Here is a 26,170-nt window from a genome sequence, read left to right on the forward strand (position 1 = left end):
GCGGCGAGCCACAGACAGTACAACCAGTACGATAAGGCGAGCCAACATAGTAGGAAGAAACAAGGATTTGAACGATCAGGAATCAAACACATGACAAGCCACCCCTATTTAGACCTGCAACAGGGCAATGTAGAAAACTATTGCATGATGGTGCCCAAAGCAGAAGTGCCGCAATGGTACGAGCAAGGCTGGCTGCCGCATTACGCCGTCGGCCTGTCGCGCCGCGAGGCCAACCGTGCCTCTATGGTTTACGGTTTCATGCGCTTCGGCCGTGATGTGCTGCTATTTAGCCGCCCCGAATATTTGGTGGCCAAATCCCCTATCGGGCGCAAAATTGTTGGCTTCTGCACCCATCTAGGCACTTACGGCATGGGCGGCTCCGGCTTTTTCGGCCTGCTACTGGACACAGATGAATACTTGGTTTACACCGCATGGCACGCGGGATACAGCACGCTGCTGGACAACCGCGCAGTAAAAATGCCCCCATATGGCAACTCCGCTACACGCAGTTGGGTTGGCAATTTGAACGGAGCCGAATGGGACGAACTCTCACCCCTGCTCATCGGCTGCGAAATCACCGATTGCTCCCTCGCCGAGCACCGCTGCACCCTGCAGCTGCAAAAAGACGGCCAAACCCATTTATTGGAATTCGTACGCCAAGACAAACGCATCCCGAGCACCCCTGATCAAAAACCCCGCCTGGCATACGAAGACGGGAAAATCGCCGACTATCTGATGTATCAGCACAAAAATGCTTGGCTGGTGGCTTAGGTAAGCAGGGCGCATTACTCGCACAATAAAAGGCTACCTGAAAACCATTTTTCAATTTTCAGGTAGCCTTTCCTCTCCCGCCATGCCAACCATGCTTGACAGTCTGTTAAAGCATTTTTACAATACACAACATTACATGGGTCGTTAGCTCAGTTGGTAGAGCAGCGGACTCTTAATCCGTTGGTCGAGCGTTCGAGCCGCTCACGACCCACCAAAATAATCAAAACTAATCAGTAATTTAGGTTAGATTATTTTACCCTCCAAGGTTTGCGCGCTTGAGACTTTGACAAAACTTTGGAGTAAACCGATTCCGGGGGCAATACCGGAATCAATCAATCGGGCGTGTTGTGATAAGTGTTCCGGGGCGAGGTGGGCATACCTCTGCACCATTTCGACACTTTCCCAACCGCCCATTCCTTTTAGGGCTGCTAAGGGTGTCCCCTGCTGGACGAGCCAGCTTGCCCATGTGTGCCGCAGGTCGTGCCAGCGGAAATCCGTTATCCCCGCTTTCTCCAACGCTTCGCGCCACACACGGCTGCTGATGGATTTAACCCGTGCGCCTTTGCTATGCGTATTTGCGATTTCTTTTATCTGAGCTCTCAGCAGCACTTTGGACAAACTTTAGACTAATTCAATCCCTACCCATAAAACAGCATCCAAAGCGCGCGCAACAGGGCAATCAGCAGGAGTTTTTCACTCGCCAACAAACAGGCTACCTGAAAAAGCAAACTGATCAGCAACACGCCCTGAAGCTGCAAGGGGCTGAACAGCAGCACGTCGTCTCGGCTCAAATAACGCCGGTGCAGCCACATCAGCAGCATCAGCAGCGCCTGTCCGGCGATCCACAGCAGCGGTTTAAGGAAATACAGCGTGGCAAGGCCGGTGAGCAGCGGGGCAGACATCCCTTGCGGATACTGCCAGCCCGCCAGCAGCAGCAAAAACAAAAACGTTATGTGCTGCACCGCGCCGGCCACGGCGAAATAGGCCAGAAATATCCCGCCGCCGTCCAGCCGCCAGCCCATCTGCCGCGCATCGTAACGCCAGCCGTTGGCAAACAGGAACAGGCTACCCAGCGCAAAATAACCGTATACCGGATAGAGGTTGGCCACATGGGTAATCCCCAGTACGCCGGGCATAATCCGCGCGCTGAGGATGCCGAAGCCCAGCCACAGCATCACACTGCCCCACAGCCAGGAAAACTGCTGCCGCTGGAACGCCAAAGTCAGAAACACGGCGATATACACCGATAGCGCCCACAAAGTCGGGCTTTGCCAAGCCATCATCACCACCCGCCGGCTCTGGCCAGCGCCGCTGCGGCACAGGCAGCCAGCTCGCGCATCCAATCCAGCGGCAAATCCGGCGTAAAGCGCGTTTCATCCGCATCGCCCGCCACCATCGACGCCACGGTTTGTCCGTTCACGCGCAAGGGCAGCAGCAAGAAGCTCTCCAGCCCCCTGCCCTCTTGCGGCAGCGCCTTCATCAGCGCCGGCGCGATGCGGTTGCCGCACAGCGGTTCTTTCAGGGCAGACAAGGCAGCATGGGCGGCATGGTTTTCAGGTAGCCTGTAGGCGCCGGAAACCGCGCCTTTTTTCGGCGGCTCGGCCAGCAGCCACACCCGACCGGACGGCAACGCAAAATCTTCCTGCCAGCCTGCCTCCGCCGCACGCAACACCTGCAACAGCGTATTGGCAGCCAGCAAGCGGCGCACGAAGCCGAGCATCCGACCAAGCGTTTGATGGTTGCTATCGGCATCCTGCATGATTTGTGCCAACTGCCCGGCCATTTTGGCCGCCTTTTTCTGCTGCGCCAGCCATTGCGCCTGCGCAAACGACTGCACCCGCCCCTCTGCCGGACGCACGCCCAAATCGGCGGCATGGTTCAACAGAAATTCCGGGTGCTCCTGCAAATAAGCCAATATTTTCTTTTCGTTCATCAGTAAGTTACCGTTCCTTCAAACACCGTGGCCGCCGACCCTGACATCAACACATGGTTATCCGCCGCCCACTCAATCTGCAAATCACCGCCCGGCAGGCTCACGCACACCGCGCCCTGCCGCGCCAGAAGCCCGGCTCGCATACCAGCCACCGCCGCCGCGCACGCGCCCGTGCCGCAGGCCTGGGTTTCACCCGTGCCGCGCTCAAACACACGCAGCCGGATATGGTGCGCATCCAGCACCTGCATAAAGCCCACGTTCACCCGCTCGGGAAACTGCGGATGCCGCTCCAGGCGCGCGCCCCATTCGGCTACCGGCGCATAGTGCACATCGTCCACCACCAGGACAGCATGCGGATTGCCCATATTCACACAGGAAAAACGTGCGCTTGCGCCATCCAAACCAATCTCGTGCCACAAGGCATCGGCAGCCTCGCCCGGCGCGGGCGCAAACGGAATATCCGCCGCCGCCAAACGCGGCTCGCCCATATCCACCGTAACCAGGCCGTTTTCCTGTAAATTCAACACAATCAGCCCTTTGGCCGTAGCCACCCTGATGCGTCGGTTTCGGCTCAGGCCTTTTTCGTGCACAAAACGGGCAAAACAGCGCGCACCGTTGCCGCACTGCTCTACCTCGCTGCCGTCTGCATTGAAAATGCGGTAGCCAAACTCGGCTTCGGGCAGCGGCGGCACCTCCACCAGCAACAGCTGGTCGAAACCAATGCCCCGGTGGCGGTCTGCCCATTCGGCAATCGGCGCTGCCGCCGGATCAAAATGCTGGCTGATGCCGTCGATAACCATAAAATCGTTACCCAAACCGTGCATTTTGGTAAATTTCAATACAGCCATCACAGCCTCCACCGACGCTTTCAAAGCGGGCTATCATACCCAATCCCCGCCGCAAGTTAAAGCCGCGCTTCAACTTTCAGGTAGCCTTCCCGGAATAGGCTACCTGAAAATCAGCATAGCCATGCCATACGGCAAGATGCTTGTGTTTCCGGCAGACAGCTTGGTTTGAATCGCTCTTTTCAGGTAACCTCCCCTCCACCCAGGCTACCTGAAACCCATCCTTCCCAACAAAACCGCAACACAACCCGGCAAAATCCAACCCAAACCGGGTTTTATTTACGCCTCTGCCCGTTATCGGCCGATAGCCAGATGCGCTATAATGCGCCCTTTTGTTTCAGCCGCATTTTCCCTATGTTGATCCATCCCGCTTTCAATCCCGTTATGCTCAAGCTCGGCCCGCTCGCCATCCGCTGGTATGCCGTCAGCTACCTCGTCGGCTTCGCCCTGTTTATGTGGCTCGGGCGGCGGCGCATCCGCCAAGGCAACAGCGTGTTCACCACGCAAACGCTGGACGACTTCCTCACCTGGGGCATCATCGGCGTGATTGTGGGCGGGCGGCTTGGCTATGTGCTGTTTTATCAGCACGCCTACTATTTTGCCAATCCGCTGGAAATTTTCAAAGTATGGCAGGGCGGCATGTCGTTTCACGGCGGCTTCCTCGGCGTGGTAACCGCCGGCCTCCTATTTGCCTACAAACATAAAATCAATCCGCTCAAGCTGGCCGACTCCATCGCTCCGCTCACGCCATTAGGCTTTGCTGCCGTACGCCTGGGCGGCAACTTTGTGAACGGCGAGCTCTGGGGGCGCGTCACCCGGCCGGATGCCTTCTGGGCCATGGGCTTTCCCCAAGCACATAGCGAAGACTTAAAACTGGCCACCGAGCAGCCGCAGCTGTGGGGGGCGATTTTCCAGCAATACGGCATGCTGCCGCGCCATCCCTCCCAGCTCTACCAATTTGCCCTGGAAGGCATTTTGCTGTTTGTGCTGCTGTGGTGGTTTTCCAAAAAACCACGCCCCACCGGCCAGGTAGTGAGCCTGTTCCTGCTCGGCTACGGCACCGCCCGCTTTATCGCCGAATTCGCCCGCGAGCCCGACGAATTCCTCGGCCTGCTCTATTTAAACTTCTCCATGGGCCAGTGGCTCAGCCTCCCCATGATCGCCTGCGGCCTGATCTGCTTCCTCTACTTTGGTCGGCGCAAGGCTAAACCGGCAGAGGGAGATGTTTGATATCATAGCTTTGAGAACAAAAAGGCTACCTGAAAAATGGTTTTCAGGTAGCCTTATATTAATCAAAAGGAAATAAAAATGCGCTATGTGCTTTTACTGCGAGGCATCAATGTCGGCAAGAACAATAAGGTTGTGATGGCTAATTTAAAGAAAAGTTTAGCCAAAATGGGTTTTGAGCATCCCGTTTCCTATATCAACAGCGGCAATCTTTTCTTCAACAGCCAAGCGCCGGAACAGAAAATTAGAGAACTACTGACGAACCATTTCAACGGCACCTACGACTTTCCCCTGCCGTTTGCCCTAATCCGCGCCGATATTCTGCAACAAGAAGCGGAGAAACTGCCGGACTGGTGGCAAGACGAAACAGCCTATCGGCGCGATGTCCTCTTTTATCTGCCTGAAGCAGACAGAGAGCAAATCCAAGCCGAAACACTCTCGTGGGTAAACGAAGAAGAGCATTTACATTTTGGCGAAACTGTAAGGCGGCGGCAGCTTTTGCCTGAATTGGCATTAGCTTTTGCACCGCCGCAGCGTAGCAAATTGTATCAGCTTTTGCACAAATTTATCCCCGTTTAATGGTCTGTTAAACGGGGATTTTCATGCTATGTCCAATGGCGGCCGGGCTACGCTATTCCTCCTGCCCGTTGCCTAAATAGCGGAAGCCTTGCACGGCGCGGAAATGACCGCCGTAGCCGGTGGCACTGCGGGCTTTACCGGTATCCTTCCCGTGTTTTAAGGCGGAGCGGCGCAGACTGTCGCGGCAGCGCAGTTTGTCGGCACCGTATAGGGCAGCCGATACCTGCGTCCATTGTGGATTGCGGCGCAGGGCGGCGGCCAAGCCGGGATGAGAGGTGTTGATTAGAGTGCGCAGCGGGCGGCGATAGCGGTTTTCTCCACGCAGCCACATTTCGGCACAGCCGTTTAGAAAGCGCGTACCGACTCCGGCACCCTGCCATTTCCCAGCAACTCGCCGGTGGCGGCGTCCACCATATCGCCTGCCTGATCCAGATGCAGCCCCTTGGCCGTCAGCTGCCGCTCCACCGCATCCCTAAATTTGGCAAACGGCGTGCCCTTGGCCGCCGATTCGCCCAGCGCGCGGTGGATGTCGGCCACCACATCCTGCCGATAGATGCCGGCGATGGTCTGCGCCTTGACCGCTGCTTGTTGCATCCGCTGCGGCCAATCGGTCGGTACTGTGTAGCCCAAAGTCTCAAAATAACGGATGGCACGCTCCGGCGGCAGGCCGAAGGCATAGGCCAAATCCACTTGATTAGCGCCCACCGATCTGCCCCCATAAGTCCGCCACAAACAGCACACGCCCCAGCGCCTCTTGCAGCTGTGCGGTGTCCAATTGCGGGTAGGCCGCCAGCAGGCGTGCCGCCGCATCCTCGTAGCTGCCGCCTTCGGCGATGGCTTGGCCGAGTTGCTTAATCAGCGGTTCGAGCAGTGCGGGCAGCTCGGTATTTTTCAGGTAGCCTGCAATACCGTCGTCCAACGCCAGCTGGTCGGGATAGATGATTTCGCCCTGCCGCGACAAGGCTACCTGCCGGTAGCGGCTGGCCTGCGCCTGCCGCAGTTCCGGCTGGGCGCCACGCATAGCCAACATGTCTTGGTCGTCTGCCGCCTGCGGGATGGCCAGCTTTTCGTGCGCCCATTCCAGCGGGATTTTCATGCCGAGCTGCACCAATTCGGGCAGCGCCTCGGCATACAGCTTCATGTCTTCCGGCTGGCGGGTGTCAAACTCAAAATAGGGGATGTTATTGGGGTCGGTGATGCCCTTGTTGAGATACAGCAGCGGCGCAATCAGCTGCCGGGTCAGCGTGGCCGCCAGCTGCTTGGCGTCAGACGCCAGCAAGTCGTGCCGCACTTCATTGTGGATTTGCCCCAGCGCGTTGGGCGGCAACCTGGTAGAGCTGGCTTCCGTTGATGGCGTCGGTGGAGGTGGCTGAAATTTCACCTGGGGCAACGTGTTTGATTTGGCGCTCGTAGTCTTTCGTACCGATGGAAACCTGAGAACCATCTGTAATCTTGGTGGCACCGGCAAAACCGCTGTAGGTCACGCCGTTCACGGTAGCGCTAGTCACTGGTGTTGCAACAGTGCTTGTGCGCGAACCTGCGCCGATAGCCACTGCTTTTTCTTTGTCAGCTTCGGCACCCACGCCAACTGCTGTTGCACCGACTTCAGTGGCTCGTGCCCCCGGGCCGAAAGCAGTGGAAAGCGCGCCTGTGGCTTGGGCTTTCACACCCACGGCAATCGCGGCCTCAGCCGCTTCTGTGCTTTGATAACCGGTGCTCATTGACGTGCCGGTCAGGCGTTGGTAATCCGCGTCCACTTGGGCTTTGGCTAAATCCCAATCATCGCTGCCGATAGCGATGGAGGAATTGCCATTGGCTCGGGTGTTGTTACCGATGGAAGTGGATTGCCCGCCCAATGCCTGTGCATCCGGGCCGATGGCCACCGCTTGGGTAAAACCTGTTGCCTGAGCCGTCCAGCCGATGGCCACAGACTGCCTGCCGGTGGCTTTGGCAATATTGGTGGCCGTTTCATTCGAGCCGATCACAACAGATTTCTCACCCGATGCCTCTGCTTTGTTACCGATGGCAATCGCATACAATTTTGAAGCCTGCGCCGTATCACCTACTGCCACAGTACCGATAGATTTCGCACCAGCATTCCAGCCCATGGCAATCGATTGTGCGTGTGTTGCTGCTGTACCCGCGCCGACAGCGATGGAATAATTACCGCCGGCCTGTGCCGACTGTGCAGCGCTGCGGCCGCCGCCAACAGCAATCGAGTTTGCGCCGGAAGCTTGGGAGAAGCGACCCACTGCTACGGAACTCTCAGTAACAGCATTGCTGCTATTGCCCAACGCCAAAGCACCAATGTTTTTAGCAGAAGCCGCTGTGCCGACGGCAACCGATTGCGATGTTACAGCAGAGCTTTTATAGCCGATGGCCACCACTTGCTTCACACCGGACACACCTTGGTTGGCATCCGTACCGATGGCAATAACGTGCTGACCGTCAATTTTCTGCGCTGCGCCGGTACCGATACCGATCACATTATTGGCCACCACCGCGTCTTTCACCGCACCCTCACCCACGGCAATATTGCGCCCTGTGCTGGTTGCGTTTTCACCCGCCGCTTTGCCGATGGCGATATCCGCCTCACCCAGCGCACTGGCACGCTCACCAATGGCCACAGTTTGATTATGGTGCGCTTTGCTGTTTGAACCAATTGCCAAACCGGAGGTGCTGGAAGCTGACGCACTCGAACCCAAAGCCACATTGCTCTCACCGGCAGCCGTAGAAGACATACCAATAGCAACAGATTTACCGGGCTTGCTGTCTACAACATCGGCAGCCGTCGTGGTGGCATCACCACAGACCACGTTTTTACTGTTGTCATCGTAATAGCAAGTTTTATAGTCCGTACCAGCGGGCACAACAGTACCACCAGAAGTGGTTGTACCAGTATTTTGTGCACCCCAAGCTGGGGCTACCGCCAGCAGCACCAAAGCGGCAGCGGCGCGCGTGGTGTTTTTGCCCTGTGATTTAGCCAGCTCAGAAACAGCTGCCCAAGTGCCGCTCACAGCGTTGTAAACAGTCTTGTAGGTTTTGTTCATTGTGGTATTCCTTATCTGTTGCGGGTTTCGCGGATTGTTGCAAAACCAAAAAACTAAATGCCTTACTCCACTGTGCATTCTATTAAAATCTACACAGCTAGGTTGATACATGGCAAGAAACCGCGCATTATACTCAATACTATCAATATAGTGAATGTAAAAAACTATTCGCCATATAGGCAGAGGCTACCTGAAAACTTGCCATCTATTTTTTAGCATGATGGCTCTACCACCAACATAGCAAGCTACAAACAGACAAAAATCCACCACTGACGGGCTTCAAGCTGAAATACTTGCCAAGGTGGGCTTGAGAATAAAACGGTGCATCTAGTACACAAATATATCATTCACAAAAAAACAACAGCCTCCCAGTTATTAATAAAGGCTACCTGAAACTTTTCAGGTAGCCTCTTTTCATTCCTGCAATAGCAATCAGCCCTTATCCTCACCGTTTACAATCGCGCCAACAAAAGCTTCCGCCTTATCTTTGAGCAAAAAGCGGGCGGAAGCATCAGCGGCTTCCTCTGCGTTTAGAGTCAGCGGCTCGGAGCAATCGGCACGGACGATGATTTCGGGCATGGATACGATGCGCCACAGCGCGGTGAGGAGGCTGGTATTGCCGGCATAGGCGGGAGCGGTGCTACGACGGCCTACGCTGTCACAATAGCGCAGCGCCACGGCCACCACAGGCAGGCCACTGTCCAGTGCGGATTGGAACAGTGCGGCTTTAAACGGCAGCAACGCCATCCCATCTGAGGCTTTGGATTCAGGGAAGAACGACACGCTGTGTCCCGCACTCATCGAGCGCACAATAGCTTCGTTTACCGGCGCCACATCGTTGCGGCTGTTACGATTGATAAACACCGCACCGGTACGCGCCACCACCGCACCCAACACCGGCCAGGACCGGATTTCGCGCTTGGCGATAAACACGGTGGGATACATGGCCATCAGAATCATCGGATCGAGCCAGGACACATGATTCGCCGCCCCGAGAAACACGGGCGGAAACGGCGGGTTGTTCGGATTGGCTTCGATTCGGATATGCAACACTTTCAACATACTGCTCGCCAAATCCTGCATCACGTCTTTGCTATGCTGGTTGTATTCACTCAGTCGGAACAGGCGGTAGCCAGCGCGGAAGAACCAAAATAGTAGGTGCAGGATGCGGAACAGGCGGGTAAAGATTGAAGTGGATTGCGTGCTCATTTGTGTTGGTTTAATTATTAGATTGAGAAGGCTGCCTGAACGGCTTCAACGCTGGCATTTCGGGCAGTAAAAGCTGCTGCGCTGGCCGACAATCTGCCGTGCAATCGGCGTACCACAATGGTGGCAAGGTTCTCCCTCGCGGCCATATACATGATATTGCTGCTGAAAATAGCCGCTTTGCCCGTCGCTGTGCACAAAATCGCGCAAGCTGCTGCCGCCAACTTCTATGGCACAGTGCAGCACGTTACGGATTTCCACCACTAAACGGCGGCACTCTTCGGCAGACACGCGGTCGGCGCGGCGGGTAGGCAGGATGCCGGCGGCAAACAGTGCTTCGTTAGCATAAATATTGCCCACGCCCACCACAACTTTATTATCCATCAACGCAGTTTTGATGGCGCTTTTGCGGCGTGAAAGCGCATTTTTCAGGTAGCCTGAAGTGAACTCTTCTTGTAGTGGCTCAGGGCCCAGATGCTGCAACAGCGGATGCTGCTCGGCCGCACCCGTAAACCACAGCACCGAACCAAAGCGGCGCGGATCGCGCAGGCGCAACACAGTTTGGTCAACAGTAATGATATCGATATGGTCGTGCTTTCCCGGCGGTGGTGCACTGTCATTGGGGTATACGCGCAGACTGCCCGACATACCCAAATGCAGCAGCATCACGCCATGAGGAAACTCAAATAGTAAATACTTGGCACGGCGATGAATATACACAATATGGCTGCTGGCAAGCTGCTGCGCTAAATCAGGCGACACCGGCCAACGCAATTTCGGCTGGCGCACCACCACTTCGGCCACGGTTTTGCCCTGCATATAGGGCTGGATACCCCGTCGGGTAGTTTCAACTTCTGGTAATTCGGGCATAGCAAAATTCAGGGTTGAAGTGAATAAAGCGGGAAGTTTAGACGTTTTATCTAATTTAGGCTACCGGGAAACGTGAGCTTTAACTCAATAAAGTGGATAGATGTTTTTAATAAAGCCAAGGCCTAGTTTTGGTAAGCAAAAATACAGTCACTATTTTTCAGGTAGCCTCTTTGTAGTGCGAAGGCTACCTGAAAAAACCAGCTGAAACCTGATAGGCTATTGCTGCCCCGCCTGCTGTTTGGCGGCCTCCTGCCGCTGCCATTTGGCGCGGTGTTCCGGCTCGTAGGCGAGGTTCATGATAAAGATTCCGGCCTTGCCATTGTTGACACCCTTAGTCATCACAAAAGCCAGCAGGTTGCCGCGCTTAAACTGCTGTATACCGTTTTCGGCCAAAAACTTTTCCCGCTCTTCGGCCGTAACGAACATGCCGCTGTTGAGCACGGTAAATTCTTCCACGCTCAGGTGCGGATAGGGTGCAAACCCGGCGGCTTCCAAATCTTTCACCAAGGGCGCCACTTCATTATCCGTGCGCGCCAAAATCATCATTTGCAGCAGCTTGCTCTCGCCATCAAACGAAAATATGCGCAACGGAAAGCCGTTCTGAACATTGCTCTGATACACTTCCACCGCACCGGATTCACTACCAAGCCTCCGGTTGCCGAAAATGATCACACCGTCTTCCATCTTCACCGCATCGGGATACAACGCCCGTATCTGATCCACTGTGGTCTTGCCCACTTCCACGCTTTGCAAAACAGGCGCAGCGGCAGCGGCCTGGCTGGCAGCCTCGCCATCATAGTGGCCCACATCCACACGGCAGGCACACAAGGCAGCCAACAGCAGCGGCAAAAGGGCTTTAGCATAAACAGACATCTCAGCTTCCTTAAAACAAGATTGCAGGGAGGCAGCAGAGTACAAGAGAAAGACAAACTGGGCAATGTTTAATCAACAAGAGAGGCTGCCTGAAGCGCCGCGATATTTTTCAGGTAGCCTTTGAGTGCGCAGAAGGCTACCTGAAAAATCGTCTTAATCAAGCAACCTCAAATCCTTTCTATCTTAATTAACCCAACTTCACACAAACCACCGCCGGAATTTTTCAGGTAGCCTTTGCCCACGGAACAAATAGGCAAATCATTGCCATGTTTCTCTTTCCCCACGGCTATTTGGGCAAGAACTGCCAAAACGTGCCAAGCAGCGAGAAGACGTTTATAATGTTAACTATCTTTAATTCCGAAAGGCTGTATATGTCGAGAATGGCCAAGGGGATTATTGCGGCCGTGGTCTCCAATATTCTGTTCGGCTCGCTGTTTATGTTTGGCCCGTGGATGCGGCCGATGAGCGGCACGGATGTGTTTGCCTGGCGTATCGTGGGCACGTTTGCCTGTGCGCTCTCTATTATGCTGCTCACTTCGGCCAAACACGATGCGGCCAAATTCCTGCACGAAATCGGCGGCAATGTGCGCCGCTGGGCGTTGGTGCTACTGCCCGCGCCGATTATGATCGGGCAGATTTGGCTTTATATGTGGGCGCCGGTAAACGGCAAGGGCGTGGACGTATCGATGGGCTACTTCCTGTTTCCGCTTGCGATGATGCTGGGCGGGGTGATGGTGTTCCGCGAGCGGCTCGATCGGCTGCAGCTGGTTGCCGTGCTGCTGGCTTCGGCGGCGGTGGCGCTGGAAATCTGGAACAGCGGCACATTTTCTTGGGTAACCATTGCCGTGTTCGCCACCTTCCCGATTTATTACATCATGCGCCGCTGGCAAGGCGTACCGCCGCTACTCGGACTCTTGCTGGATTTGATTTTGGCGCTGCCTTTCGTTATTTGGTATCTGGTGATGTATTCACCCAGCCCGGCCATGATCGAGGCCAAGCCGATTCTGCTTTTATTTGCCGTACTCTTGGGGCTCAACGGCGCGGTATCAATGCAGGTCAACCTCACAGCCAACGAGCTTTTGCCGGTGGTGCTGTTCGGCATGCTGAGCTATCTGGAGCCGGCGCTGCTGTTTCTGCTTTCGGTGTTTGTGCTGGGCGAGCATTTAGATTGGGTGGCCATGGTGAGCCACAGCCTGATTTGGGCGAGCATCATCGTGATGCTGTATCACGGTATCCAAACCATGCGCCGCGAAAAGGCAGAATAGGCTGCCTGAAATTATCTGCTTTAATGTAATGAAACCAGGCTTCCTAAGCGGAAGCCTGTTCTTTCTCAGACCAAAACGACTTAGGTAATGTGTTATAATTACACGTTGGGTTTCAAGTAACCTGAAACCCTGAGTCTCAGCACACATCTGTATGATTACCATAGAAAATGATTACAATAGAAATCCGCTTTAACCACATCACTATCCGTTACAACAACACCGTGGTGGAACATCACGGCATGTTCAGCAACAGCCACCTGATTATTGCGGACGGCTTCCAATGGATGACCGCTCTAATAGCTGCAGCAGGCAAAGCCGCAGACCAAGGCATTTTTGAACAACAAAACTGGTCCACGCACAAACTGATAACGTCTGAAAGCGATAACCAACCAAACCGTCCCTGCCTGTATTTTGATGTATGCGAAACACTGGAAGGCGGCTTATCCCTAGTTGAATGGTATATCCTGATCAATACCTTAGAGTGGATTAACCCTAAAAACACAATGAAACAGCCGGAAATACTGATTCTCTATCGGGGCAAACCGCCCACTTATGAAGAAGCACTCCACGCAGCGTGAAGAAACAATCTAACACGCTAAAAAACTAGAAAACCTACCCTGATAAATCAAACCTACTTGTAGCAAACACTATTTCAGGTAGCCTCAAACTCATTCTCATCACAGCAAAACAACCATGACAGAACAAACCCAGCAAGAATACGGCGCAGACAGTATCCAAGTCCTCGAAGGTTTGGAGGCCGTGCGTAAACGCCCCGGCATGTATATCGGCGATACGCAGGACGGCTCCGGCCTGCACCACATGGTGTTCGAAGTGCTCGACAACGCAATCGATGAAGCACTGGCCGGCCATTGCGACAGCATCACCGTGTCCATCAACGCCGACGAATCCATCACCATCGAAGACAACGGGCGCGGCATCCCCACCGGCATCCACCCCAAAGAAGGTCGCTCCGCTGCCGAAGTGATCATGACCATCCTGCACGCGGGCGGCAAGTTCGACAACAACAGCTACAAAGTCTCCGGCGGTCTGCACGGCGTGGGCGTATCCGTAGTAAACGCCCTGTCCGACTGGCTGAAACTCACCATCTGGCGCGAAGGCAAAGAGCATTTTGTCGAATTCCGCCGTGGCGAAACCGTTGCCCCGCTCAAAGCCGTGGCCGATTGCCCGGCCGACAAACACGGTACGCGCGTGCAATTCATGGCCAGCGAAGAAACCTTCGGCGAGGTGCAATATAAATTTGAAACCTTGGCCAAGCGTATCCGTGAATTGTCCTTTCTGAACAACGGCGTGAAAATCGAACTGTTCGACAAACGCGACAGTAAACACGAAAACTTCGCCGAATCCGGCGGCGTGGCCGGCTTTGTCCGCTACACCACCGGCGGCAAAAAACCCTTGCACGACAAAATCTTCTACACCCTCGGCGAAAGAGACGGCATGGCCGTAGAATGCGCCATGCAGTGGAACGACAGCTACCAAGAATCCGTGCAATGTTTCACCAACAACATCCCGCAGCGCGACGGCGGTACCCACCTCACCGCCCTACGCACCGCCATGACACGCACCATCAACCAATATATCGAAGCCAACGAAATCGCTAAGAAAGCCAAGGTGGATACCAGCGGCGACGATATGCGCGAAGGCTTGGTGTGCGTGCTTTCCGTGAAACTGCCCGACCCGAAATTCTCCTCCCAAACCAAAGACAAACTGGTTTCCAGCGAAATCGCCCCCGTGGTGAACGAAGTGCTCAGCCAGGCGCTGCACGAATTCTTGGAAGAAAATCCGCAAGACGCCAAAATCATTTGCAGCAAAATCGTAGATGCCGCCCGCGCCCGCGAAGCTGCCCGCAAAGCGCGCGAAATCACCCGCCGCAAAGGCGTGATGGACGGCCTTGGCCTGCCGGGCAAACTGGCCGACTGCCAAGAAAAAGACCCTGCCTTATCCGAGCTTTATCTGGTGGAGGGCGATTCCGCCGGCGGCTCCGCCAAACAAGGCCGCGACCGCAAATTCCAAGCTATCCTGCCGCTGAAGGGCAAAATCCTCAACGTGGAAAAAGCCCGCTTCGAGAAAATGCTCGCCAGTCAAGAAGTGGCCACCCTGATTACCGCGCTGGGCACCTCCATCGGCAAAGAAGAATTCAATCTGGAAAAACTGCGCTACCACCGTATCATCATTATGACCGATGCCGACGTGGACGGCGCCCATATCCGCACCCTACTCCTAACCTTCTTCTACCGCCAAATGCCCGAACTGGTGGAGCGCGGCTACATCTACATCGCCCAACCCCCGCTGTATAAAGCCAAATACGGCAAGCAGGAACGCTACCTGAAAGACGACACGGAAAAAGACGAATTCCTGCTCGGCCTCGCTGTAGACAAAGCCAAAATCGTTTCCGGCGGCCGCACGCTGGAAGGCGCCGAGCTGGAACGCGCCGCCAAGCAGTTCCTCCGCGCCCGCAGCACCATCGAACAGGAAAGCCGCATCATCGACGGCCTCGTGCTGCGCGCCCTGCTTGACACCGCCCCCATTTCGCTCGAAAGCGCCGAAAGCACTGATACCGCCATTGCCGCCCTCTCCTCCCTGCTGGCCAAAGAAGAAGTGGCGCTGGAGCGACTCGACGGCCACGAAGGCGGCCATTTCATCAAAATCACCCGCCAGCTGCACGGCAACGTGATGGTTTCCTATCTCGACCAGAAATTCATCGACAGCAAAGCCTACCAAACCATCAGCCGCACCGCCGAACAGCTCCAAGGCCTGGTTGAGCCCGGCGCCCTGCTCCACAAAGGCGAAGCCGAGCCGCAAACCGTAAACAGCTTCGAGCAGTCCATCGACATCCTGCTCGCCGGTGCGCAAAAAGGCATGGCCATCCAGCGCTACAAAGGGCTGGGCGAGATGAACGCCGAACAGCTGTGGGAAACCACCATGGACCCGGAAGTGCGCCGCCTCCTGAAAGTGCGCATCGAAGATGCCATCGCCGCCGACAAAGTATTCGTTACCCTCATGGGCGACGAAGTCGAACCCCGCCGCGAGTTCATCGAAACCAACGCCCTGATTGCACAAAATATTGATGCATAAAGCAGCGCAGATTTTTCAGGTAGCCTTTCCCACAAAGGCTACCTGAAAATTTAAAACTCCTTACTCCACCGTTCAACCACCACAAGGACGCCCTATGCTCCGCCGCCTCACCGCTATCGCCGCCCTCCTCATCGCCGGCCAAACCTACGCCCAAAGCTTTATCGCCGACACCATCCCCTACGCCCCCGAAGCCAAAGTGGCCGACCGCATCCGCCAAGAATGCACCGATTTAGGCGCAAACTTCAGCCGCAAAATCATCGAGCAAGCCAAAGCCGGCGGCATCGAACTGCAGGCTACCGGCGCCGACAGCCTCGCCGGGCAGCCCAACCGCCTCGAAGTGCAGATTACCGACGCCCGCAGCTACGGCAGCGCCTTCACCGGCCACTACAAATCCATACACATCCGCCTCACCCGCTACGAAAACGGCCAGCAAACTGCCACCACCGAGCTTTCCCGCCGCTCCCTCGGCGGCATGGGCGGCATGTTTAAAAGCTCCTGCTCCGTGCTCGAACGCGTAACCGACACCCTCGCCAAAGACACCGCCGCCTGGCTGAAAAACCCCGCCGACGCCTCCGCAACCCCGGCCGCCAGCGAAGCCTCCGGCACAGCCCAATAAACCCGAAAGGCTACCTGAAACATTTTCAGGTAGCCTCACATCAAATTAAAAAGAGACCCTGCATGAAATACATCCACACCACCGCCGACACCCTCGAACATCTCCGCCAGCAGGCAAAAAAACGCCAAAACAAACAAGGCGGCAAAATCGCCGAGCTGCTCAACCGCGCCGCCCAAGAAGCCAAATACCAAAGCTGGCGCCACGCCGAAATCTGCCACCAGGCCGGCGAACGCTTCGGCCGCACCCCGCTCACCGAAGAATGCCACACCGTAGTCGAGCACACCCGTGCCGGCCAAGACTACGTAACCGCCACCGGCTTTGAAACCGCCACCCCCAGCGCCTACCTCCTGTTCAACACCGACCAAGGCGACGCCTGGCTCTACGACGTATTCAGCCGTCAAGCCATGTGCCTGATGCACCGCCACAAAGAAGCCGAGCTCATCCCCATCCGCTTTGCCGACAAACGCTTCACCATCAAATGGGACGGCCAAGTAGACCTCTCCACCCCCATCCCCAGCCTCGATCCCGAAACCGACGCCGCCCGCGCCAAACTCGGTGGCCGCTACCTCTTCCCCGAATACGTCTCCCTCATGATCGAAGACCTCGGCAGCCAAGCCGCCCGCCAAGCGCACCAATTCTTCCAAAACGAACACGGCGGCGAGAGCCAGCCCGAACACGAACACCACGGGCACGAGCACGGCCACAACTGCGGCTGCAACCACTAGCCGAAATGTTTTCAGGTAGCCTCAAAGGCTACCTGAAAATATAAGCGGCAACGGACTTACAATGCTATCCTAGCCGAACTAAGTCTAGATCTTTGCTAGGCTAAATACCCCAATATATATTTTGAATGACTATTCATGATTCGCCGCCAGCGGTCATCAATAGCGTAAGAATGACATTGGAAAGTGCAAGAATGTTCATCAGCTATTCGCCTAGCTCAACTAATCAGTAACCTTTCACCATTCCATCCAACAAACCAAACAAAAACCTGCCTCATAAAGAGGCAGGTTTTACATTGAGAACCAAACTGATTTAATCAGCCTGGCGGCGGATCACCGCCGGAATTTCGAAATCATCCAACACAGATTGGTTGGCAAAATCAGAAGCAGCCAAATTCATGGTGCGGGCAGTGCGACCGGAACGGATAACGCTGTCGATTTCCGGGAATGCGCCATCTGTGCCGGTAGCTTGGGCAGCTTTCACCATGCGCAAATTGCTGCTCTGGCTGTTATCGCCTTGCTCTTTCAGGCCGGTGGCAATGATGGTAACGCGAATTTCGCCTTCCTCCATGGCAGCGTCTTCAGCTGTACCATATTTCAATTCAGCATCAGGGTGAGCATATTCGCTCACTACTGACATGATTTCTTTGTACTCTTTCATGGTCAGACCATCAGGGGCGGTAGTGATGTTCACCAACACGCCGCGTGCGCCTTCCAGCGTTACGTTGTCCAGCAGCGGGCTGGCAATTGCCTGCTCGGTAGCCAAACGGGCACGGTCGATGCCTTGTGCGAAACCAGAACCCATCATGGCCATGCCCATGATGCCCATTACATTGCGTACGTCGGCGAAGTCCAAGTTGATCATGCCGGGGCAGGTAATCACTTCGGCAATACCGGCCACCGCGTTGCGCAACACGTTATCAGCAGCACGGAATGCTTGGCGCACGGTTACATCTTCGCCCAGGGCGGTCATCAGTTTGTCGTTCGGGATAACGATGAGCGAGTCTACTTGGTTTTTCAGGGTTTCCAAGCCATCTTTGGCAATCTGGATGCGTTTGCCTTCATGTTCGAACGGGCGGGTCACCACAGCCACGGTCAAGATACCCAGCTCACGGGCAATCTCGGCCACTACCGGAGCAGCGCCGGTACCGGTGCCGCCACCCATACCGGTGGTAATGAACAGCATATTGGCGCCTTGAATGGCGTCGGCGATGGTTTCACGGTCTTCTAGAGCGGCATTGCGGCCGGTTTCCGGATTGGCGCCAGCCCCCAAACCTTTGGTCAAATTAGTACCTAGCTGGATGCGCTTGGGCGCTTTGCTGCCCTGCAAAGACTGGGCATCGGTGTTGGCGCTAATAAATTCAACGCCTTGTACCGTGTTGTCTATCATATTGTTAATAGCATTACAGCCGCCGCCACCAATACCGATAACTTTAATGACCGCCGGACTGGCTGCGGATTCGACAACATCATAAACCAACTGCATTTAACACTCCTTTTGCGCCCCGGAAGGCTACCTGAAAACTGAAATCGCCCGTATTATAAAGGTTTGAACGGATTTTGTGTGCAAGAATAAGCAAAAAGCTTAGAAATTGTTTTTCAGCCACTCTTTGAGGCGGTAGAAAACAGAATCTCCCTCTGCAGCCTGTCGCACGGTGTTATGCGTGCCATGCTGGCTGCTGTATTCAGCAGCGGTTTGCAGGAGGCCGATGGCTGTGGCGTAGCGCGGGTTACGGATGCGTTCCGACAAACCGCCCATTTCCTTCGGCACACCGACACGGGCAGGCAGATTGAACACGTCTTCAGCCAGTTCCACCACACCGGAAAGCAAAGATGCGCCGCCGGTGAGCACCACACCAGAGGTGAGCACTTCTTCGGGGAAACCGGAACGGTGCAGTTCATTGCGGGTCAGTTCCAAAATTTCTTCCACGCGCGGGCCGATAACGCTGGCCAACACACGGCGTGAAATCTGGCGTGGGCTGCGGTCGCCCACGCTGGGTACTTCAATCATTTCATCCAAGCCATCGCCGGTAGCCAAGGCTACGCCATGGTTGATTTTGATGTATTCGGCGGCGTTATAAGGAGTACGCAGGGCTTGCGCCAAATCGCGGGTAATCAAATCGCCGGCCACCGGAATCACAGCAGTGTGGCGGATGGCACCGTTGGTGTACACGGCGATATCGGTCGTGCCGCCGCCGATATCGATGACGCACACGCCCAGTTCTTTCTCGTCTTCAGTCAGCGCAGCACGGCCGCTGGCCAAGGGCTGCAGAATCATATTGTCGATGTGCAGACCGCAGCGTTCTATACATTTTTGAATGTTCTGCATGGCAGTAACCGCACCGGTTACGATATGAATGCGCGTATCCAGCCGCACACCGCTCATGCCGATAGGCTCGCGCACGCCGGGCTGGTTGTCAATAATATATTCCTGCACCACGGTGTGCAGAATCTGGTGATCCGGCGGAATGTTTACGGCTTTGGCGGTTTCGATGGCACGGTCGATGTCGGCCTGTGTTACTTCGCCTTCCTTGATTTTTACCACACCTTGCGAATTCATGCTACGGATGTGGTTGCCGGCAATGCCGGTTACCACGCTGCCAATTTGGCAATCAGCCATCAGTTGGGCTTCTTCCATAGCCTGGGTAATAGCTTGGGCGGTGGCATCAATATTGGTTACCATGCCGGCTTTCAAGCCGTGTGACGGCGCTTGGCCAAAGCCGATGATGTGAATTTCCTTATCGTCTTGCACTTCGCCGATCAAAACGATGGTTTTCGAGGTGCCGATATCCAGTGCGCCCACCAGTTGTTTGTTGTTTGACATAACTCTGTCTCGCTTATTGTTGAAATGGTTGTTTATCACTAAAGCACTTATTCATTTTCTACTACGCTAACTCGCTTTGCTGTACTTGTGTACTATGCTACTACTCGCCATTTTGTAGAAAAATAATTGCTTCAGTCATGCCCGCCTGATGGCGGTTGTTGCTTGTTGTTGTCTTCATCTGCCGCGCCCTGTTTGTAGCGCACGGCAAAGCCGTCTTTATAGCGCAAATCCACGTATTGTACGTCAGCTGCGCGTTCTTTCAAGATTTCGTGCCATGCCTGCACAAAGCGGCGCAGACGATCTTGTGCGTCGACACGACCCAGATGCAGCCGGATGCCGTTTTCCAAAGCCAGCTCCCGCGAGGAACGCGAACTATAGTCCATGCGGCTGATTTTCAGATTAGTCGGCGCCAAGATGGCTTGGAACTCCATAAATTCCTCCACCATAATTTTACGCATTCCCGGCGTGCCTGCAAATACGGGAAAGTTTTCATCGGTGGGGGCATCAAAGCCTTTGCCTTCGCTATCCACCAGCCCGCCGCCTTCCCAGCGCGCCACAGGCTGCCGCTCTTCCACCCGGATTTGCACCGTATCCGGCCAGATTCGGCGCACCTCCGCCTTAGCCACCCAAGGCAGCGTTTCAAACGCCTGCCGTGCTTCGTTCAAATCGGCTTTGAATATATTGCCGCGGATGTGACGATGGGCGGTTTGTTGCAGCTGGGTGGCACTTAAACGGTGTAGGTCGCCGTCGATTTTCACCAGTTTCACCGGAAAATACGGCGAATTCATCATCCACATCACCGCTGCCGAAATCAGGCCGACAGCAGCCAAAAGATAAAGGCTGCTGTTGATGCGTTTGAGCGCGCCGGCGTTATCCCAAAGTCGCATGGCTCAATACTTCAACGCATAAATCGGCAAAATCCAAGCCGGTTTGCGCGGCGGCTTTCGGCACCAGGCTGTGACTGGTCATGCCAGGCACAGTGTTGATTTCCAACAAATAAAGCTTCCCGCTCTGGCTGCGCAGGAAATCCACCCTGCCCCAGCCGCGCCCGCCGATGGCTTCAAAGCCCGCTTTGGCCAGGCGACGGATTTCGGCCTCGCCCGCTGCATCCAAATCGCTGGGGCATTGGTATACCGTGTCGTCGCGGAAATACTTGGCGTCGTAATCGTAAAACTCGGTGGCGGGGATGATGCGGATGCTGGGCAGGGCTTGTTGGCCGAGCACGGCGCAGGTGTATTCGCCGCCGTCGATAAAGCGTTCGGCGATGATTTCGCCGTGCAGGTGGCGTTCGCGCAGCTCGCGGTACACTTTGGGCAGTTCGCCCGCCTGCTTCACTTTCACCACGCCCACGCTGCTGCCTTCGGCGGCAGGCTTCACAAACATCGGCAGGCCAAGCTCCGCTTCCACGGCGGCAAAATCGGTATCATCGTGCAACACGGCAAAATCGGGCACGGGCAGGCCGAGCGCCTGCCAAATCAGTTTGCAGCGATATTTGTCCATACCCAACGCAGAGGCGGCCATGCCGCAGCCGGTGTAGGGGATGCCGATGGAATCAAGCAGCGCCTGCACGGTGCCGTCTTCGCCGTAAGTGCCGTGCAGCACATTGAAGGCTACCTGAAAACCCTGCGCTTTCAGTTGCAGGATATCTTGCTCTTTCGGGTCAAACCGGTGGGCATCGATGCCCCGGCTCTGCAAGGCGGCCAATACGGCCGCGCCGCTGTCGAGCGACACTTCACGCTCGCTGGAAAATCCGCCGTTCAATACGGCCACTTTGCCAAACTGCTTGTTCATTTGCTTTGCTTCTTTCTTACTTCTACTTTCAGGTAGCCCCATCAAACGCCCGTCTGAAAGGCTACCTGAAAACTTAAAACCGGTAATGCCGCCAGCTCGGGTCGTATTCGCACGCGGCCTGCGGCTTGAGTTCGGCAAACTGCTCGCACAGTGCCTGCGCTTTTGCCATGAGGCGCTCCGGCTCGCCAGTAGCGGCAAATATGGTGCGCTCGCCCCGCGTGAGATTGGTGACGGCAATCGTGCCGATGCCTTGCTGCCGGTGGCAGGCTTCGGCGTCGAATTCGTCTTGCAGCCGATAGGCCGCCATCAGTGCGTCTTCGCCGTTGATTTCGCAGCGCACGGAAACGCACCAGCCCATATCTGCCCGGCCGAGCAGGCCGTTGGCCGACTCGTTGCGCAGCAGCACTAGGCCATCTTGTTCGTTTTCTTCGTCTTCATCGCGCTGATAGGCGGTATACTGCCATTCCGGCTCGGGATAGAGCGCATCGCGCCCCAAGGCTTTCCATACTTCGTCTAATTTTTCAGGTAGCCTGTGCAGCGGCACGGCTTCCGGCGGCGCAGTATCCACAAAATCCAGCGCACCCACTTTCACCACCGCGTCCCACTCGCCCAACACATGGTCGAGCATAATCAACGCCAGCCGCTGCGCGGTTTCCAAATCTTCTGCCTTGGGCGGCTTGGCAAAAGCCACATCCAACGCAGGCAGGCCGCGCCATTCTTCGCAGCGCACCAAAATATCCGCCGCCTGCATTTCCACGCCGCCCATGCGGATGGCAAACTGCTCGGGCGAGCCCAGCCGTTGGCGGAAACACAGCACCGAACGCTCGGTGGATTCCGCAGCTGTGGCAATCAGCGCCAGCACTTGCGGGAAGTGTTCCAAATCGCCGTTGGCGCTGAACACCAGCGCGCCGTCGGCCGGCGGCCCTTCCAATTCCACCACCACCCCGGGGCAATATTCGTGCAACAAATTATTGGCCTCGGTAACGAAGGCCACTGGGTCTTCCAGCGCTGCAAGCCGCGCCTCTTCGCGCCGCCACACTGTCCAGAAACAATGAGCATTATCTTGCCATTCGCTCAGGCTGTGCCGGCCTGCGGCTTCGTTGGTATCTGATTTCGTCATCTTTTATCCTTGCAAGCGGTAATGCCGCCATGACGGGTCGAACACACAGTTGACCCGTGCATCTAGCCGCTCGTAGCGTGCGGTGATTTCCCGTACCTTCTCCCACAATCCTTCCGGCTCGGCCACCATGGCAAAGGCGGTGTATTCGCCTTTTTCCGCATCGGCCAGCATGGCGGTGAGAATACCCTGCTCATGCTGCCCGACGCAGCCGGAAAACTCGTGTGCCAGTTCCTGCGCCAGAGCCTGGCTCATGTCATCGTACACTTCACAGCGCACACTCAAACACCAGGCCAAATCGGCACGCCCCAGCAGCGAAGCAGCCGATTCGTTGCGCACCAAAATCTTGGCCGGCTCGCCATCATCGTTTTCCGCGCCATACACGCGGAATTCCGCCTCGCCGCTTGGATACACGCCGTTGTGCCCCAGCTGGGCACGCCACAACTTATCAAAAGCAGCGGGCAGCTCGGCCAACGGCAGCCCACCCCGAGGCGGCTGCTCCACCAGCTCCACATAGCCGGTTTTCACGTTTAAATCCCACTGCCCCAAGGCCTGCGCCAAAAGCAGCCACACCGCCAACCGGCGGTCGTCGGCATCCGTGCCATCAGGATTATCGTTCACAAACACCTGTAAATGCACCAAACCATCGCTGCCCGGCGCACAGGCTACCTGAAATTGGCTGCCGGAAAGCTGCGTTTTGCCAAAACCAGCCCGGCGATGCGGCAATTCAGCAGCCCGGCAGCGCCGCAGCAAGGCCTGCACACCAAAGGGCAAACCCGGTGGCGCAGCCTCAGCCAGCAACACTGCATCGGCCATCGGCTCCAACCGGCCGCCGCTACTGAAGGCTACCTGAAATTTAGCGCCGGCATCAACAGCATAATCCGACACGATCTGCAAAAACACGCCGGGGAAATAGTGGTGCAGCAGATAGTTTCCGCTATTCACCAGCGCCACACAACCGCCGCCGGCCTGCCAGGGCTGCTCCCACTGCCAACTCTGCCAAAAAGCGGCGGCACGCTGCCGCGCCTCTTGGCGGCGTTTCAGGAAATCATCCATGCGCTGCTAAATCCCGCAAAGCCTGCGGTACTTTATTGATGCTGCCTGCGCCCATATTCAGCAGCAGGTCGCCATCTTGCAGCATATTAAGCAAGGTGGCGGGCATATCGGCCACATCAGCGCAGTAAATCGGCTCCAGCTTGCCGGCCACGCGCAGGGCACGGGTGAGCGCACGGCTGTCGGCGGCCACAATCGGCTCTTCGCCGGCAGCGTATACATCGGTCAGCACCACTGCATCGGCGGTGTTCAGCACGCGTACGAAGTCTTCAAACAAATCGCGGGTGCGGGTGTAGCGGTGCGGCTGGAATGCCAACACCAGGCGGCGTTCTGGATAAGCACCGCGTGCGGCGGAGAGCGTGGCAGCCATTTCCACCGGATGGTGGCCGTAGTCGTCGACCACCAAGGCGCTGCCGCCTTGCGGCAGCTTGATTTCGCCGTAGCTTTGGAAACGCCGTCCCACGCCGCCGAAACCGGCCAGCCCACGCTGAATGGCTTCCACGTCCGCGCCGCACTCCAGCGCCACGCCGATGGCAGCCAGCGCGTTGAGCACATTGTGCCGCCCCGGCGCATTCAGCCGCACTTCAAACGGCGCGATTGAGCGTTTGTTCAGGTGCACGGTAAAGCACATCTGCGCACCTTCGCTGTGCACATTATCAGCATAAATATCGGCGGTTTCGTCTAAGCCATAGGTAGCAAACGGTTTCTGAATCTCCGGCAGGATGGCGCGCACATGTTCGCTGTCGATACACAAAAATGCCTTTCCGTAGAACGGCATACGATGCACAAATTCCACAAAGGCCTGGTGCAGCTTGTCCACGCTGTGGTCGTAGGTGTCCATGTGGTCGGTGTCGATATTGGTCACCACGGTAATCACGGGCGTGAGATACAGGAAAGAGGCGTCTGATTCGTCGGCCTCGGCCACAATATACTGCCCGCCGCCGAGCTTGGCATTGGTGCCCGCAGCGGTGAGCTTGCCGCCGATAACGAAAGTCGGATCGAGGCCGGCGGCGGTGAGAATGGAGGCAGTGAGGCTGGTGGTGGTGGTTTTGCCGTGCGTGCCGGCAATGGCGATGCCCTGGCCGAAGCGCATAATTTCCGCCAGCATCATGGCGCGCGGAATCACCGGAATGCCTGCCTCGCGGGCGGCCAACACTTCCGGATTATCCGGCTTGATGGCGGTGGAGGTAACCACCACGTCCACGCCTTCGATATGCTCTGCCGCATGGCCGTGGAACACCTTGATGCCCATATCGGCCAGCTGGCGCGTTACCGCGCTTTGTGCCTGATCCGAGCCGGATACGTCGAATTCTTTATACAGCACCTCGGCCAGGCCGCACATGCCAGAGCCGCCGATGCCGACGAAATGGATGCGTTTTACTCGTTGCTTCATAGTTATCACTGCTTCCCAAGCAGCCTTTGCAGACAAAACCGCTATTGTATAGCGGATAAACATTTTTCGATACAACACAAGCGGGAAAAGCCGATACTACTATTGAGGCTACCTGAAAACAGCCACTTGGAACGCTACCCAAGCAAGGCCTTTAAACCATCTGCATGCTAATCATCAAGCAGGCTTGCCAACAACGCCGCCGTTTCCCCGCGTGGCGCGGCAAACAGCCTCTCCCGCAACACGGCAGACAACTCCGGCGGCACCGCCAGTACCCCGCCCGCATGCCTGCACCAATACAGCGCATCGTCCGCACCCAAGCCCACAAAATCACCATCGGCGGTTTCTTGCAGCCGCAGATAGGACTGCCCTTTGATTTCCACCTCATTCACCACTGCCGCCGGTATATCTCCGACAAAGCCCAACGCCGCCAGCCGGCGTGCCAAAGCCTGTTCCGTTACCGATGCCGCCCGGACGGCCATGCCCGTATCCGCAAACAGCGGCTGCGTAAAATCAAACGCCACATTGTCAAACGCAATGCCCGCAGGCAGATTGTCGATTACCGTGATTTCCAAACGCGTGTGCTGCCCGGCCGCGTTACGCACCGCAATTTGGCGGAACACAGCGTTTTGCTTCGGCAGCAGGTTTTCATACGCCGCCGCATGGGGAGAGAAAACCACGTCAAAACAATTACCCAAACCGTGTGGAAACCGCGCCACCGCCCCATCTGCCACAGCCTGCCGCAGCCGCTCTTCGCCAAGCTGTGCGAACACTTCGGCCAGCAGCGCATTCAGCCGCCCGGTTTCACGGCGGCTTTTGCTTTTCAGCCAATCGAACATTGCACTCTCTCCTGCCAAGCCAAGGCTACCTGAAATCCCAAACTCCATTTTCAGGTAGCCTTCCAAAACCGCCTCAGACAAGCTACCTGAAACTTCAAAACCGCTT

At 56.1% G+C, this 26,170-nt stretch carries 26 protein-coding genes, 1 tRNA gene and 1 pseudogene; 9 read left to right on the plus strand and 19 right to left on the minus strand.

What is annotated here, in order from left to right; genetic code table 11:
* The first annotated feature begins 90 nt into the window (after positions 1–90).
* On the plus strand, positions 91–771 hold the full coding sequence (locus HMPREF2541_RS09455) for a hypothetical protein (protein ID WP_246824987.1): 681 nt from the start codon (positions 91–93) through the stop codon (positions 769–771).
* Positions 772–909: 138 nt separating this feature from the next.
* A tRNA-Lys gene (locus tag HMPREF2541_RS09460) sits at positions 910–985 on the plus strand.
* 29 nt (positions 986–1,014) lie between these two features.
* On the opposite strand, the pseudogene HMPREF2541_RS09465 reads toward HMPREF2541_RS09460, so the two are convergent.
* The 4 genes and pseudogenes from HMPREF2541_RS09465 to dapF form a co-directional block, all read right to left on the minus strand.
* A pseudogene (locus HMPREF2541_RS09465) lies at positions 1,015–1,299 on the minus strand (tyrosine-type recombinase/integrase); the annotation flags it as partial.
* A 110-nt stretch (positions 1,300–1,409) separates the two neighbouring features.
* Positions 1,410–2,054, minus strand: coding sequence for a hypothetical protein (locus HMPREF2541_RS09470; RefSeq protein ID WP_070543341.1), 645 nt, complete (start codon positions 2,052–2,054; stop codon positions 1,410–1,412).
* Positions 2,054–2,704, minus strand: a complete 651-nt coding sequence (locus HMPREF2541_RS09475; protein ID WP_070543343.1) for a DUF484 family protein — start codon at positions 2,702–2,704, stop codon at positions 2,054–2,056. Before HMPREF2541_RS09475 ends, HMPREF2541_RS09470 begins: the two co-directional genes overlap by 1 nt.
* The gene (gene dapF, locus HMPREF2541_RS09480) at positions 2,704–3,552 is read right to left on the minus strand and encodes a diaminopimelate epimerase (RefSeq protein WP_070543345.1); all 849 of its coding nucleotides are present in this window, start codon (positions 3,550–3,552) and stop codon (positions 2,704–2,706) included. Before dapF ends, HMPREF2541_RS09475 begins: the two co-directional genes overlap by 1 nt.
* Before the next feature lie 351 nt (positions 3,553–3,903).
* Here dapF and lgt point away from each other — a divergent pair, with 351 nt between their 5' ends.
* The gene (lgt, locus tag HMPREF2541_RS09485) at positions 3,904–4,779 is read left to right on the plus strand and encodes a prolipoprotein diacylglyceryl transferase (protein WP_070543402.1); all 876 of its coding nucleotides are present in this window, start codon (positions 3,904–3,906) and stop codon (positions 4,777–4,779) included.
* Between the two features lie 78 nt (positions 4,780–4,857).
* Positions 4,858–5,355 (plus strand): DUF1697 domain-containing protein, encoded by a 498-nt coding sequence (locus tag HMPREF2541_RS09490; protein WP_083296814.1) that lies wholly within the window; start codon positions 4,858–4,860, stop codon positions 5,353–5,355.
* 52 nt (positions 5,356–5,407) lie between these two features.
* Here the strand turns inward: HMPREF2541_RS09490 and HMPREF2541_RS09495 are convergent, their stop codons facing one another.
* From HMPREF2541_RS09495 to HMPREF2541_RS09525, 7 genes are all read right to left on the minus strand, one after another.
* Positions 5,408–5,686: a hypothetical protein gene (locus HMPREF2541_RS09495; RefSeq protein ID WP_070543347.1), complete on the minus strand. Its 279-nt coding sequence runs from the start codon at positions 5,684–5,686 to the stop codon at positions 5,408–5,410.
* 14 nt (positions 5,687–5,700) lie between these two features.
* Positions 5,701–6,060, minus strand: coding sequence for a hypothetical protein (locus tag HMPREF2541_RS09500; protein WP_070543348.1), 360 nt, complete (start codon positions 6,058–6,060; stop codon positions 5,701–5,703).
* On the minus strand, positions 6,050–6,682 hold the full coding sequence (locus HMPREF2541_RS09505) for a phage portal protein family protein (RefSeq protein WP_070543350.1): 633 nt from the start codon (positions 6,680–6,682) through the stop codon (positions 6,050–6,052). The genes HMPREF2541_RS09500 and HMPREF2541_RS09505 overlap by 11 nt, the downstream gene beginning before the upstream one ends.
* Positions 6,648–8,405: an ESPR-type extended signal peptide-containing protein gene (locus tag HMPREF2541_RS09510; protein ID WP_246824988.1), complete on the minus strand. Its 1,758-nt coding sequence runs from the start codon at positions 8,403–8,405 to the stop codon at positions 6,648–6,650. The genes HMPREF2541_RS09505 and HMPREF2541_RS09510 overlap by 35 nt, the downstream gene beginning before the upstream one ends.
* A gap of 432 nt (positions 8,406–8,837) precedes the next feature.
* Positions 8,838–9,614, minus strand: coding sequence for a 1-acyl-sn-glycerol-3-phosphate acyltransferase (locus HMPREF2541_RS09515; RefSeq protein ID WP_070543352.1), 777 nt, complete (start codon positions 9,612–9,614; stop codon positions 8,838–8,840).
* A 45-nt stretch (positions 9,615–9,659) separates the two neighbouring features.
* On the minus strand, positions 9,660–10,481 hold the full coding sequence (gene mutM, locus HMPREF2541_RS09520; protein ID WP_070543354.1) for a bifunctional DNA-formamidopyrimidine glycosylase/DNA-(apurinic or apyrimidinic site) lyase: 822 nt from the start codon (positions 10,479–10,481) through the stop codon (positions 9,660–9,662).
* 216 nt (positions 10,482–10,697) lie between these two features.
* A complete protein-coding gene (locus HMPREF2541_RS09525) occupies positions 10,698–11,354 on the minus strand; it encodes a hypothetical protein (RefSeq protein WP_070543356.1) in 657 nt (218 codons plus the stop codon).
* Positions 11,355–11,692: 338 nt separating this feature from the next.
* Between HMPREF2541_RS09525 and rarD the strand changes: the two genes are divergently transcribed.
* The 5 genes from rarD (at position 11,693) to HMPREF2541_RS09550 (ending at position 17,053) form a co-directional block, all read left to right on the plus strand.
* Complete coding sequence (gene rarD, locus HMPREF2541_RS09530) at positions 11,693–12,619, plus strand: EamA family transporter RarD (RefSeq protein ID WP_223417324.1); 927 nt, start codon at positions 11,693–11,695, stop codon at positions 12,617–12,619.
* Between the two features lie 167 nt (positions 12,620–12,786).
* Positions 12,787–13,197: a hypothetical protein gene (locus HMPREF2541_RS09535; RefSeq protein WP_064087164.1), complete on the plus strand. Its 411-nt coding sequence runs from the start codon at positions 12,787–12,789 to the stop codon at positions 13,195–13,197.
* A 115-nt stretch (positions 13,198–13,312) separates the two neighbouring features.
* Entirely contained in the window at positions 13,313–15,712 is a 2,400-nt protein-coding gene (gene gyrB / locus HMPREF2541_RS09540) for a DNA topoisomerase (ATP-hydrolyzing) subunit B (RefSeq protein WP_070543358.1), read from the plus strand.
* 94 nt (positions 15,713–15,806) lie between these two features.
* Entirely contained in the window at positions 15,807–16,328 is a 522-nt protein-coding gene (locus tag HMPREF2541_RS09545) for a hypothetical protein (protein WP_070543360.1), read from the plus strand.
* 62 nt (positions 16,329–16,390) lie between these two features.
* Positions 16,391–17,053: a hypothetical protein gene (locus tag HMPREF2541_RS09550; protein ID WP_070543361.1), complete on the plus strand. Its 663-nt coding sequence runs from the start codon at positions 16,391–16,393 to the stop codon at positions 17,051–17,053.
* 310 nt (positions 17,054–17,363) lie between these two features.
* Here the strand turns inward: HMPREF2541_RS09550 and ftsZ are convergent, their stop codons facing one another.
* From ftsZ to HMPREF2541_RS12060, 8 genes are all read right to left on the minus strand, one after another.
* Complete coding sequence (ftsZ, locus tag HMPREF2541_RS09555) at positions 17,364–18,536, minus strand: cell division protein FtsZ (protein ID WP_049258065.1); 1,173 nt, start codon at positions 18,534–18,536, stop codon at positions 17,364–17,366.
* Between the two features lie 99 nt (positions 18,537–18,635).
* A complete protein-coding gene (ftsA, locus tag HMPREF2541_RS09560; RefSeq protein WP_070543362.1) occupies positions 18,636–19,874 on the minus strand; it encodes a cell division protein FtsA in 1,239 nt (412 codons plus the stop codon).
* A 131-nt stretch (positions 19,875–20,005) separates the two neighbouring features.
* On the minus strand, positions 20,006–20,761 hold the full coding sequence (locus tag HMPREF2541_RS09565; RefSeq protein ID WP_070543364.1) for a cell division protein FtsQ/DivIB: 756 nt from the start codon (positions 20,759–20,761) through the stop codon (positions 20,006–20,008).
* The gene (locus HMPREF2541_RS09570) at positions 20,745–21,665 is read right to left on the minus strand and encodes a D-alanine--D-alanine ligase (RefSeq protein WP_070543366.1); all 921 of its coding nucleotides are present in this window, start codon (positions 21,663–21,665) and stop codon (positions 20,745–20,747) included. Before HMPREF2541_RS09570 ends, HMPREF2541_RS09565 begins: the two co-directional genes overlap by 17 nt.
* 73 nt (positions 21,666–21,738) lie before the next feature.
* Complete coding sequence (locus HMPREF2541_RS09575) at positions 21,739–22,785, minus strand: hypothetical protein (protein WP_070543368.1); 1,047 nt, start codon at positions 22,783–22,785, stop codon at positions 21,739–21,741.
* A 3-nt stretch (positions 22,786–22,788) separates the two neighbouring features.
* Complete coding sequence (locus tag HMPREF2541_RS09580; RefSeq protein ID WP_003822450.1) at positions 22,789–23,838, minus strand: hypothetical protein; 1,050 nt, start codon at positions 23,836–23,838, stop codon at positions 22,789–22,791.
* Positions 23,831–25,228 (minus strand): UDP-N-acetylmuramate--L-alanine ligase, encoded by a 1,398-nt coding sequence (murC, locus tag HMPREF2541_RS09585; protein WP_070543370.1) that lies wholly within the window; start codon positions 25,226–25,228, stop codon positions 23,831–23,833. Before murC ends, HMPREF2541_RS09580 begins: the two co-directional genes overlap by 8 nt.
* A 167-nt stretch (positions 25,229–25,395) precedes the next feature.
* On the minus strand, positions 25,396–26,112 hold the full coding sequence (locus HMPREF2541_RS12060) for a hypothetical protein (RefSeq protein WP_155733683.1): 717 nt from the start codon (positions 26,110–26,112) through the stop codon (positions 25,396–25,398).
* Between the last annotated feature and the right edge of the window lie 58 nt (positions 26,113–26,170).

Source organism: Eikenella sp. HMSC061C02 (assembly GCF_001809035.1).
Classification (GTDB): domain Bacteria; phylum Pseudomonadota; class Gammaproteobacteria; order Burkholderiales; family Neisseriaceae; genus Eikenella; species Eikenella corrodens.